Origin of the sequence: Brenneria corticis, from assembly GCF_003115855.1 — a bacterium.
GTDB classification, from domain to species: domain Bacteria; phylum Pseudomonadota; class Gammaproteobacteria; order Enterobacterales; family Enterobacteriaceae; genus Brenneria; species Brenneria corticis.
In genome coordinates this window covers 238291-250443 of sequence record NZ_KZ819075.1, presented here as the reverse complement: position 1 = coordinate 250443, position 12153 = coordinate 238291, and the positions used below count along the sequence as shown (strand labels likewise).

Here is a 12153-nt window from a genome sequence, read left to right as displayed (position 1 = left end):
GTAACAAAACAGAACTCCCTGAATGCGCAATCAATAAAACAATTCGCCTACAATTGCAGGCATGTCATTATTTTCCGGAAAAGAAAAATCGATGGGTCGATAAGCCCACCTTTTTAACGCTAATTGGGCGATTTAGCGCGTAAAGGATGTGATAGGGTGTGTGACCTGGAGTGATGGCGGAAAAAATCGGCGTATTTCAAACGAAATGTTTGCCGTTATAAGGTTTATTTAGTTAAACAATCATCACTTACGGCAATGAAAATGCACTCTGGGAGACTAGCGAGGGGAATATGTCTGTTAACGGTATCGAAGGAGTATTACAGCAGCTGCAGGTTAACGCTTTGCAGGCGGCAAACGCGCCGGTTTCCCGGCCTGCGGTAGAACCTGGTTTTGCCACTGAACTCAGATCGGCAATGGATAAAATCAGTGAAGTACAGCAGCACTCCCGCACTCAGGCGCAGAATTTTACCCTGGGTAAGCCCGGCGTGGCATTGAACGATGTGATGGTTGATTTGCAGAAATCCTCAATATCCATGCAAATGGGGATTCAGGTACGCAATAAGCTGGTATCCGCCTATCAGGAAGTGATGAATATGACGGTGTGATTCCGCCGTTATTTCCCGCAGTAGAAATCGATCAACAAATTAGCCTTTCGATTGTCATGAAATGCCTGTCGGCGCAGGCATGATGAATTGAGCTCATATAGAGCTTACTTTACGATCTTGGTTGGTTCGCCAGGTAATAGTTTATGTCCGGCAAATTCTGCGTAGGCGGTATTGACGGCATGTTGTTTACGCGACGTGTCCATCAGTGAACTCAACTCATTCATTCTGTTTTGCAACAGTTGTTTTATCTGCGCTTCATTTTCAAGAATTTCCTGCAAAATCCGCCGAAAATGCAACTGTATAACGCTGTCTAAATTGGTCGGTATGGGCGTTGCGCTCAATTTCTCGACGGATTGGATATAAATAATCTCTTGCTCAACCAACTCGTCCCACTGGCCGCCTGAGGCTAGACCAAGGATCTTTCTGCTGAGGGATTGCAGTTGCTTATAATCTTTAAGAAGCTGGCGGAGATTATCCATTTTATGCTTCCTGCGCCGGTTGATAGTTTGGACCAATCTGACGCCAGGCATCGGCAATGTTTTCCAGCAAAGCTTCCACTTCCTCAATGACTTTTACGTCGTTATGCAGATTGGCGATCATCAACCGTTGCGCCATATAGTCATATAACGCCGACAGGTTTTCCGCCAACTCACCGCCTTTCTCTACGTCCAGACCGGCTTTAAGTCCATTAGTGATAATGTCGATTGCTTTAGACAAGGCAATACCCTTATTGGCTATGTCGCCTTGTTGCATCAAAATGCGTGCCCTGACCATCGCGCTTTTCGCCCCGTCAAATAACATTACAATCAATTGATGAGGGCTTGCGCTCATTACGCCACTTTCCAGGCCCACGCGCGCATAGGCCTGACTGCCGTTTCTAGTGTACATCAAGGCTCCTTCTTAGCTGCTGCTGGTATTGCTTAATGCGGCGAGTTGCGTTGTCAGATAATCGCTGGTGCTGTTCATCTGTGAAATCAGCGTATCTAACTGAGTGAACTGCGCTTTATATCGAGCGATGGTGGCCTCGATGCTGACTTGCGTATTGTCATACTGCTTCTGTAATGTTTTTAGCGTGGAGGCAATCCCGTCTTTTGCAGCCTGGATAGCACCATCTTTAGAATCCAAGATATTATCCAGATAAGTATTAACCTGGGTGGCAAAACCTGTAGTTTTCCCGTCGCCGATAAAGAACTCCGTCACACTGCCGGATTTTTCTTTCAGCGCTGTTTGCAGTTTTTCCGTGTCGACTTCCAGCACCCCGGTAGTGGCATTTTGCTTAACCCCGAGTTCATTCAGGGTGCTGATGTCCATTCCGCTTTGGGCATTGGAGATCTGTGTTTTCAGCTTGTTCTGTATATTACGTAACGTACTATTGCCAAGCAACACGCCATTACTTGAGTCTTGCTCATCGGCGCCGGAGTCAACGGTGGTGTATTTTGTTAAGGTGCCGATCGTGGTTTGTAGCGCGTTGTAGGCATCCACCCATTCCTGAATGGCCTTCTGCATTGGCTCTGTATCGTTGGCGACATCAAGCGTTTCCGGCGAGCCAGAGGTGGTTTGCGCTTTTAGCGTCAGCGATACGCCGTCGATGGCATCGGTGATGGTGTTGCTCTGACGTGTTACGGTAATGCTGTTAATAACGACTTCGGCATTTTGCGCGGCGGTTTGTTGCGTCAGGGCGCCACTATTGCTGTCTGCGGAGTAGTTGAGCTTGCTGTTCAGCGTGTCATCACCGGTGACGCTGACGCTTATTTTGGCGTCAGTGCCGGTCTCTTTCGCCGTGATGGCCAGATAATAGCTGTCATCATCCGCTTTGATAATACTGGCGCCAATCCCACTATCAGCCTTGTTAATTGCGTCACGGATACCCTCCAGCGAGGTCTGGCTGTCGGTAAGCGTAATTTCCAGCGGTTCTTCACGTCCCGGCTGACTGATGGTCAGCGTCCGGGTTCCACCTGAGGTTTCTCCCAGCTTATCGGTGCTGCTAGTGAATTCAGACGAAAGCAAGGAATGTGCGGTGGCAAGATTCTTGACTTCAACGTTGTAAGAGCCGGAAGACGCGCTGCTGGTTGTGGTAGCCGTAAAAGCACTATTGGTGCTGCTGACCGTCGTTTTATTGATTGAGTTGGCTTTGGCCAGCGCTTCGTTGGCGGACTCCAGTTTGGTTAACGCCGTTTTCAGCGTATCGAAACCTTTACTACGATTTTCGTACAGCGTTTGCTGGGTTTTAATTGGGGTAAGGCGCGTCTGTTCATTGGTCGTCAATTGAGACAGGATATCGCTTAAGCCGCTGGTAGAGCCGGTAAAACTGATGCTGGCCATTATGCTTCCTTAAAAGTATTCCATATGTCGTGGAAAGGGTATCGGCAATACAAGAGGAAAGTTTAGGTTCACCCACACATAAAAGAAAAAACAGGCAGTAAATACAGTGTATGCAATCATTATGGCGATTTAAATAACGGTACTGCATTAAATTGTCTGACGGAATTTTTTCTGAAAATAATTTTAAAGCTTCTTTCAAGGGTGCCGATACAGGTTAGGACGGTGATGAAAGCCGTGGGCTACAGCCCGAACCTAAACCGACTTGAATTGCAATAAGGAAGATAATTATGGCAGTCATTAATACTAACAGCCTGTCGCTGATAGCTCAAAACAACCTGAACAAATCTCAGTCCGCGCTGGGGACGGCAATTGAACGTCTGTCTTCTGGCTATCGTATCAACAGCGCCAAAGACGATGCTGCAGGTCAGGCGATCGCTAACCGCTTTACCGCCAATATCAAAGGCCTGACTCAGGCTGCCCGTAACGCCAACGACGGTATCTCCATCGCGCAGACCACTGAAGGCGCGCTGAACGAAATCAACAACAACCTGCAACGTGTTCGTGAACTGACCGTGCAGGCAAACAACGGCTCTAACTCTGCGGATGACCTGGTTTCCATCAACAATGAAATCGTTGACCGCGTAAAAGAAATCAACCGCGTTTCCGCACAGACTCAGTTTAACGGCGTGAAAGTGCTGTCTGAAACTACCAGTCTGAGTATTCAGGTCGGCGCAAACGATAATGAAAAAATTGATATTAGCCTGAAGAAAATCGATTCTTCTACGCTTTTTGCTGGTTCTACCACTTTGGCTGCTGTCACAGCTGGTTACACAGGTACTGGTGCCGCCTCAGGCGTTGGTATTTTGTCAGAATACACGGCAGCTACTGGGACTGCGGCAGCAACGGCAAAAGTCGCATCTGGACTGTTAGCTGATATTGATAAAGCGATATCACAGGTTGACTCCTTGCGTAGCAGTCTGGGTGCGATTCAGAACCGTTTTGAATCTACCGTTACCAACCTGAACAGTACGGTAACCAACCTGACGTCTGCTCGTAGCCGTATTGAAGATGCTGATGTGGCAACGGAAGTTTCCAACATGAGCAAAAACCAGATTCTGCAACAGGCGGGTACTGCAGTTCTGTCGCAGGCGAACCAGGTTCCGCAAAGCGTACTGTCTCTGCTGCAATAATCTAATCGCATCAATCGTAATAAATAGCGTAAAAAATAGCGGGTTTTATACCCGCTATTTATATTTATGCTCTTTATACTAGGAGTTCTCCAGACCGGTATATCTGGATCAGATCCTGATGTGGTATGCCAGTGTTATCCCTATGATGAAGCGCTCAATATGAAAAAGTCGTCCGCAAGAACTGTTGTTGCCAAGAAGCAAAACTCACATTCTGCAGTGAAGAATAAGAAAATCAAATTGGCGGCCGAGTGGCTTTCAACTCAGCCGGAAAACACTTTGCAGTTAGTGACGGAATTGTTGCAAAAAGATGCTCAAAATCCGTTGCTACTGGTGATTGCAGGAAGAGCACAGCAAAAGCTCGGTAATTCTTTTGAAGCGGAGCGCTATATTGACGAGGCACTGAAAATTTACCCATCGTATGTTGAAGCCTTGCATGCCAAGGCGGATCTGCTGTACCGCAGAGAACGGGTGGAAGAAGCGGAAACATACTTATCTGATGTATTAAAAAGGGTGCCGAAGGAAGAGTCGCGGCCTTTACGGGCTATTCAGGCGACGGTTTTGCAGAAGTTGAAAAAATATGAACAGGCGGAGGAGATCTTCAAAGAATTGATAAAAGAGGATCCTGGTAACTGGCTGTATTGGAACAATCTGGGAATGCTTAAACAGGATCTCGGCTATTTTGACGAGATGGATGCGGCATATCAACAGGGCGAAGCCGTTACCAAAAATAATCCCACGCCTTTTTTTAATCGCATTGTCGGTTCACACTATCACCCCGAAAGAACGGTTGAACAGATTTTGGCGCTGTGCAAGGCTTGGCAGCCAAAGTTCCAACCTGCTGAAAAAGTTTCCCGCGCGGTCGCCAACAATAAAACAGCGAATAAGCGATTGCATATTGGCATGATTTCAGATGGTTTTCGCTCTCATCCAGTGGGGAATATGATCACTATAGGGCTGGCGCATATCCCTGAATCACAAATCGAGTTTTATGCCTACAGCACCAACTACAAAGAAGATCATATTACACTGCGTATACAAGAGGTTTGTACTCAATGGAAAGTGATTGCAGATACTACCGATGATGTATTGGCGCAAATGATCCGCGAAGATGAGATCGATATTTTGTTCGATTTATGCGGCTATAACGAAAATAGCCGTATGTTGACTCTGTTAGCGGCTCCCGCGCCGATTCAAATAAAGTGGGTGGGAGGGTTGATTAGCAGTACCGGTCTGGAAACAATGGATTATCTGTTAAGCGACCATGTAGAAACGCCGCTAGGAGTGGATGCCTTATATACTGAAAAGTTGATTCGCCTGCCGGATGACTATATCTGTTATGATCCTCCTTATTATTTGCCACCGATTAGTGGTCTGCCGGCGACAAGCAAGGGATATATTACATTCGGCTGTTTTAACAACGCATCGAAAATAAATGATATCTTGCTAGCGCAATGGGCCACTATTTTACACGCGGTTCCGAATTCGCGGTTATTTTTAAAAAGTTTTAACTATAAAAATCAGTCATTGAGTGAACATATTTATGCCACGTTGGAAAAACATGGCATTGTCCGTGAACGCGTTAGAATTGAAGGATCATCGCCGCATCGGGAATTGTTGACCAGCTACAACGACGTCGATATCGCCCTGGACCCATGGCCTTATTCCGGCGGGCTGACAACTTGTGAAGCGATGGCAATGGGCGTACCCGTTGTTACTTTACCTGGACCGACATTTGCCGGTCGCCATTCCGCTTCTCACTTGGTTAATGCCGGTATGCCGGAACTGGTCGCCAATGACTGGGAGCAATATATTAATATCACCGTAGGTATCGCGAATGATTTAGATAGTTTAAGCGTTATTCGTCAGCACCTGCGAGATATATTACTTTCGTCTCCCGTCTGTGACGGTAAACGTTTTGCCAAACATTTCTCTGATGCCATGCGCGCAATATGGCAGCGTTATTGTGAAGGGAAAGCGCCAGAGGCATTGACGCTGAGTAGTGATTTTGCGCCTTATTTCCATGATGATAATCAGCCAGTTACATTGCAGCACCCTGTCGATGTGATTGCTCTGGGTAATAATAGCGTATCGGACGGCTTCAGTTTCCAACTGCCTGGCAAAGTTATTACCATTGATAATGGCTGCGGCATGGTTACCGGTTCAAATTTTATTAAGTTAACCGCAACCGACGCTTTCCACTTTGTTATCATGGATATCATCGGCGCGGTTGGAGAAAAACATTTGCCGCTTCGTAAAAAATCCATACAGCACATCAAATTACATGGCTTGGGTGACGGTAATCCGACGCCTGTCTATATGTGTCTTGCCCCTGAATACAGTAGTGATCTGAAACCATTAACAATAAATGGAGAACTACAAGAAAAGGTTCCTGGGAAACAAGTGCTTGCTGAGATAGTTGCGCAAACGTCAAAGCTCGATCATATCCATGGTCTGGATCATCTGGACTGGCTTATTTTGGATAGCCGCTATGATATCAGAAAAGCCATTGCTCATGGTGAGCGTATTCTGTCGGACTGCCTTGCTGTTCAGGTGCGTATCACCTTTACACAAACGCATCAGGATCAACTACTGTTCGGTGATATTACCGCGCTGTTGACGAATTATGGTTTTGTTTTCAATACGCTGAAAAATATTGAATATGCTCAGGCTATTACGATTGATGAGCAGAAAACGCTGACGTCATCAAAAATGATTTCTGCTATCGCGGTATATGTACCAGATGATGCTCGTCTAAAATCATTTTCTTCAGATCAGCGTGAAAAGTTGGCCTTTATTCTGCATACCGTCTACGGTATTCACGATCTGACTTATTCCATACTGGCAATGGGTTCTGAAGAAAGGGCCGAAATTTATCTTGAAGAATTAAACTTGCGAGATAAAAAAAATGAACGCGATTGTCCTCATGATGAAGTAGAATTATCAAGATACCAATCCGCACCGGAGGCTTTTATTATGGGACTTGAAGAGCCAACTACTCCCATAGAAGCACCTTTTGCGACTCTATCTCATAAGTCGAAATCCTCACGTATTCGAGTAGTCGATATTGGGGCCAATCCAATTGATGGCGATCCGCCATATAAGAGTTTGCTTGTTTCAGGGGAAGTTGATTTAATTGGATTTGAACCACAACAGGAGGCGCTGAATAAACTTAATCTGAAAAAAGGCCCTCATGAGCATTATTTACCTCACGCAGTAGGATCTGGCGAAGAGGTTATACTGTATATTTGCAGAGCTTCAGGTATGACATCAACATTGAAGCCTAATTTTACGGTATTGAATCACTTTCAGGGATATCCTGTGTGGGCAGAGGTGCTTCGCAAGGAACGCTTACGCACAGTCAAATTGAACGATATAGATGAAATAGAAGGGATTGATTGGTTAAAAATTGATATTCAGGGTGGAGAGTTAAATGTTTTCGTGAATGCAGAAGAAAAATTGAGGGATACTCTCGTTATCCAGACTGAGGTTAATTTTATACAGCTTTATGAAGACCAGCCTCTCTTTGCTGAAATTGATCAATGGATGCGAGCACATGGTTTCATGCTGCACACATTGCTGGAGGAACGTCGTCGCTTATATGCACCCTATGTTTTAAACAATCAGATTCATCAAGGATTAAATCAGTTGACAACGGCTGATGCCGTTTACATTCGTGATATAAACAAGCTTGATAGCCTGACATCAGTGCAGTTAAAAAAAATGGCGACTATTTTACGTGAGTCATATGGTAGTCTGGATTTGGCTGAGAAAATTATTTCAATAAATAGTATTAGAGGAGATAATTAATTATGTCATTTGACGATCTTGCAAAAAACCTCTGGCCATTTCTTCTCAAGTATCTACCATTGGAAAGTTTGGCGAGAGTGTTAACGCCAGCAATTACTCAATTTCAGCTTAACCAGCCCCGAATATGGGGCAATCCAGCACGCTTCATCAATAAGAATACGATTAATTGTTGTAATATATTAATTAACACACGTTGTGGTACGGTAACAATTGAACCAGATGTTCTGGTTGGCCATAATGTGTCATTATTGACTGGGACACATAACTATAAAAAACGAGGAATGAGTAGAATAAAAAATGTGCCTGCTGAATCTCATAGAGATATTGTAGTTGAAACTGGAGTTTGGTTGGCATCAGGAGTAACGGTTATCGGTCCTGCACGTATTGGTGCACATGCGGTTATTTCTGCAAATTCACTTTTTTTTGGTAATGTGGAATCAGGATGGATCTATTCTGGAACACCAGTCGTTCCAATCAGAAAAATTAACTTTGAGGACTGATTTTTATAAAAATAACCAAAAATAATAATATCATTTCTTGTATGGATGTATTTATATTTTTGTTAGTATCATACCCTCTCGAATAAAGGGATTATATAAGATAAATTCATCGTAAGACAGGAGCTAGGTTGTTCTCTCTCGGATCTTTTATGATATAGGGTGAATGTTAGTGAAAATAGCCATTGCCGGAACAGGGTATGTTGGATTGTCCAATGCGATGCTTTTGGCTCAGCATAATGAAGTTGTTGCTGTCGATGTTGTAGCTGCAAAGGTTGCAATGTTGAATGATAAAGTGTCTCCTATCGTTGATAAAGAGATTGAAGATTTCATTCATCATAAGGCATTGAATTTCAAAGCAACGTTGGATGCGTCAACCGCATATCAAGACGCAGATTTTATTATTATCGCCACGCCTACTGATTATGATCCGAAAACAAATCATTTCAATACGGATTCTGTCGAATCAGTGATACGGCAGGTGCTGTCTTTCAATCCCCATGCGGTGATGGTGATTAAGTCAACGGTACCGGTTGGTTATACGCAGGAAATAAAAAGTAAATTCAATACGGATAATATCATATTTTCACCTGAATTTTTAAGAGAAGGGAAAGCCCTTTACGACAACCTTTATCCATCACGCATTGTGGTGGGTGAACGTTCCGAGCGTGCTGAGCAGTTTGCGAAGTTATTATTACAGGGAGCAGTTAAAAAAGATGTTCCTGTTTTATTCACCGAATCCACAGAAGCAGAAGCGATTAAATTATTTTCGAATACTTATTTGGCAATGCGAATTGCTTATTTTAATGAGTTAGATACTTATGCTCAGTCTTTAGGCCTGCAAAGCAGGCAGATCATTGAGGGAGTAGGCCTAGATCCAAGAATTGGCAATCACTATAATAATCCTTCATTCGGTTATGGTGGCTATTGCCTTCCCAAAGACACAAAGCAATTATTAGCGAATTATGCCAGCGTTCCGAATAACATCATTCAGGCTATTGTAGCAGCTAATAGTACACGTAAAGATTTTATTGCGGAATCAATAATAAAAATGAATCCGAGCGTCGTCGGCATTTACCGACTGGTGATGAAAGCTGAATCTGATAATTTCAGAGCTTCTGCTATTCAGGGGATAATGAAACGGATAAAAGCAAAGGGTATTCGTGTTATTGTTTATGAACCAGCGATGCTGGAGACCGATTTTTTTCACTCCCCGGTGATTAATGATTTATTGGAATTTAAAAGAAGCTCAGATGTTATTCTGGCAAATAGAATGTCTACTGATTTAAACGATGTGATAGAAAAGGTTTATACGCGAGATATTTTTGGGAGCGACTGATAAATAGTATATGCGCCCTCAAAATACGAACCTATTTTTTTGTAGGGTTTTCAATGTTAATTTTTCTAAAGTTTCCTTCCCCTGTGCCGATGAAGGAAAGAGATTTACCTAAAATAAAAAATTGAGCAAGGTGGCCCCGATGGCGGTTATCAATACCAATCTTTTTTCTCTTACGGTTCAAAAACACGGCAACAAGACGACGTCCTCTCTGAGTTCCGCTATTGCACGACTTTCCTCCGGGTTGCGTATCAACGGCGCTAAAGACGATGCCGCCGGGCAGGCGATCGCCAATCGTCTCACCGCCAATATTAAAGGGCTGAGCCAGGCCGCGGGCAACGCCAATGACGGTATTTCATTATCCCAGACGGCACAAGGCGTTCTGGATGAAATCAATAATCGCCTGCAACGGGTCCGTGAACTGACCGTTCAGGGATTGAACGACACCTATGCAGGTGAAACCGGCGACAGCATTCAGGCCGAAATCAATCTGAATCTTAAAGAGATTGACCGCCTGAATCAGTGGGCCTCTTTCAATGGTATTCCGCTATTGGACGGTAATGGCGGCACCAAGTCGCTGCAGGTTGGCGCCCACGATCATGAAACGCTGGATATTGATCTGGGGCCGCCCGGATTCAGCGTACAGGAACTGGGGTTGCTCGACATGACGGTTCAGGGAACGCCGGGCAGGGTTATGCTGGTTTCTTCGCTGACGGGAACATCCAACCGCATTAATCTGGACGACGCGACCTATACGACGGTGGCGTATGTCCCCTCGGATAACAACCCCAATCTGGTAACGCCCTCACGCGGCGGTAGTCGGGACGTGGTGCAACTGGATGGCTTGGGTGGAAGACTGATGAATGTGTCGATCAGCGCATCCCACGATACCGATACCTTGCTGAATAATGTACGCTTGGGCGTCAGCAGCGCCGTCGTTAGTAACACGGCCAGTGAATCGATCTCCAGCAGAAGCTATCTGAATAGCAATGGCGATCCGTTATCTCTGACTCAACCCGGTATCGTCCGCTCTGGCGGTAAATACTGGATCCAGCATCAGTACAATGGCGGGACGTATTACTATGAAGCCGAACTGACGGTTTATGGCGATCGGCATAAGATCGCGGCGCAGGCGGTATCGAATACGCGTGTGGCGCAGGCTGATATGCCTGGCGGCATATCCAGCGCGCTGGAGTATGCGCCTTCTGTATCCAAAGCCAGCGCCGACTATAGCCTTACGCTGGATGGAACAGATGAAACCAGCAATGCCAACATGGAATTGGTTCATCTGGGCGGGTATTACTACGTCGAGGAGCAGATCAGCGCCGGGCAATATGCTTATTATCGCGCCGATGTCACTATTAAAACCGGCGGTGCCCAGAATTCGATTGCCGTGACATCGGATCGCAGCCAGGTGATTTCAGTAAGCGACCAACCCTATGTCAGCGGTTCATCCGTGGCGCATCTTGACCCTGAGAATAACAATGTTCAGGTCAATTATGTGGAGCTTGCCGGCGGAACCTCTACTGATGTGATGCGTTCTGACGAGAACGGTGATTATATTTTTCACATTGGTGAATATGTTAATGGTGACGGTGCTTATAAAACGGCTAAGGTCATTCGCAATCAGAATGGTCAATACATGCTGCAAACCGTTAATGGTGCGGCGGAAGTCGTGTTGTATTACCCGCTCTCGTATTCCGTTTCGACTAACGTCGAAAATAACCGCTCTATATTGACGCTGCGTGAAGCCGATGTGGCGCAACGCCTGCGCAATCCACCCGATCCTCTGGCCGTTATCGACCAGGCCATTTCTCGGGTTGATGCCAAACGGGGTGAACTGGGGGCGCTAGAGAATCGACTACAGTCGCTGATTCGGAGCAATACCCAGACCAGTATAAATCTGGCAACTTCTCGTTCCCGAATAGAAGATGCGGATTATGCCGTCGAGATTGCCAATATGACTCGCGCACAAATATTACTACAGGCGTCGTCTTCGTTATTAACCCAAGCTAATCAAGTGCCGCAAACGGTGTTGACGTTATTGAAAGGATAACAAGCAGTCTCACGTTGAGCGCCTTTCTGTCTGACGGAAATCCGATGGGATTTGTTGAAGGAACGAGACGCGGGACGATAAAAAAGCACGCTAAGCCGGGTCATAACCATTGGACCGTGAGTAAAGAGGTTTGCAATAATGCCTTGATGATGTTCGATTCTGATAAAGAAACACGAACGTTCTCACTCGATTATGCTCGGGCAAGGGCGAAATAATTCAAGGTCGTACAATATTATTAGTGGTGATATTTTCATTGTTTATAAAACGGAAATTTAATAAAATTAAAAAAGGGAGTTTCCATAATTGATGCAATAATGCTAAACAGAGAAATGGAATTTAT

Annotated in this window: 9 protein-coding genes; 6 read left to right on the top strand and 3 right to left on the bottom strand. The window is 45.1% G+C overall.

Annotated features, from left to right (window positions below):
• The first annotated feature begins 290 nt into the window (after nt 1-290).
• On the top strand, nt 291-605 hold the full coding sequence (gene fliE, locus DDT56_RS07790) for a flagellar hook-basal body complex protein FliE (RefSeq protein WP_009113315.1): 315 nt from the start codon (nt 291-293) through the stop codon (nt 603-605).
• A 104-nt stretch (nt 606-709) separates the two neighbouring features.
• On the opposite strand, the gene fliT is transcribed toward fliE, so the two are convergent.
• From fliT to fliD, 3 genes are read right to left on the bottom strand one after another with little or no spacing between them, the layout of a single operon-like run.
• On the bottom strand, nt 710-1084 hold the full coding sequence (gene fliT, locus DDT56_RS07785; RefSeq protein WP_136165887.1) for a flagella biosynthesis regulatory protein FliT: 375 nt from the start codon (nt 1082-1084) through the stop codon (nt 710-712).
• 1 nt (nt 1085) lies between these two features.
• The gene (gene fliS / locus DDT56_RS07780) at nt 1086-1493 is read right to left on the bottom strand and encodes a flagellar export chaperone FliS (protein ID WP_136165886.1); all 408 of its coding nucleotides are present in this window, start codon (nt 1491-1493) and stop codon (nt 1086-1088) included.
• A gap of 12 nt (nt 1494-1505) precedes the next feature.
• On the bottom strand, nt 1506-2927 hold the full coding sequence (gene fliD / locus DDT56_RS07775) for a flagellar filament capping protein FliD (protein WP_136165885.1): 1422 nt from the start codon (nt 2925-2927) through the stop codon (nt 1506-1508).
• 284 nt (nt 2928-3211) lie between these two features.
• Between fliD and DDT56_RS07770 the strand changes: the two genes are divergently transcribed.
• From DDT56_RS07770 to DDT56_RS25030, 5 genes are all read left to right on the top strand, one after another.
• Nucleotides 3212-4117: a flagellin N-terminal helical domain-containing protein gene (locus tag DDT56_RS07770; protein WP_136165884.1), complete on the top strand. Its 906-nt coding sequence runs from the start codon at nt 3212-3214 to the stop codon at nt 4115-4117.
• Nucleotides 4118-4276: 159 nt separating this feature from the next.
• Nucleotides 4277-7924, top strand: a complete 3648-nt coding sequence (locus DDT56_RS07765) for an O-linked N-acetylglucosamine transferase family protein (RefSeq protein ID WP_168197589.1) — start codon at nt 4277-4279, stop codon at nt 7922-7924.
• Between the two features lie 2 nt (nt 7925-7926).
• Entirely contained in the window at nt 7927-8424 is a 498-nt protein-coding gene (locus DDT56_RS07760) for an acyltransferase (RefSeq protein WP_136165882.1), read from the top strand.
• Nucleotides 8425-8593: 169 nt separating this feature from the next.
• Complete coding sequence (locus DDT56_RS07755) at nt 8594-9760, top strand: nucleotide sugar dehydrogenase (protein WP_136165881.1); 1167 nt, start codon at nt 8594-8596, stop codon at nt 9758-9760.
• Nucleotides 9761-9899: 139 nt separating this feature from the next.
• Entirely contained in the window at nt 9900-11813 is a 1914-nt protein-coding gene (locus DDT56_RS25030; protein ID WP_136165880.1) for a flagellin N-terminal helical domain-containing protein, read from the top strand.
• Nucleotides 11814-12153: the final 340 nt, after the last annotated feature.

Coding starts and splice junctions, on each gene's coding strand:
- DDT56_RS07760 (WP_136165882.1), top strand. CDS start 7,927: ATGTCATTTGACGATCTTGCAAAAAACCTCTGGCCATTTCTTCTCAAG.
- fliD (WP_136165885.1), bottom strand. CDS start 2,927: ATGGCCAGCATCAGTTTTACCGGCTCTACCAGCGGCTTAAGCGATATC.
- DDT56_RS25030 (WP_136165880.1), top strand. CDS start 9,900: ATGGCGGTTATCAATACCAATCTTTTTTCTCTTACGGTTCAAAAACAC.
- fliS (WP_136165886.1), bottom strand. CDS start 1,493: ATGTACACTAGAAACGGCAGTCAGGCCTATGCGCGCGTGGGCCTGGAA.
- fliT (WP_136165887.1), bottom strand. CDS start 1,084: ATGGATAATCTCCGCCAGCTTCTTAAAGATTATAAGCAACTGCAATCC.
- DDT56_RS07765 (WP_168197589.1), top strand. CDS start 4,277: ATGAAAAAGTCGTCCGCAAGAACTGTTGTTGCCAAGAAGCAAAACTCA.
- fliE (WP_009113315.1), top strand. CDS start 291: ATGTCTGTTAACGGTATCGAAGGAGTATTACAGCAGCTGCAGGTTAAC.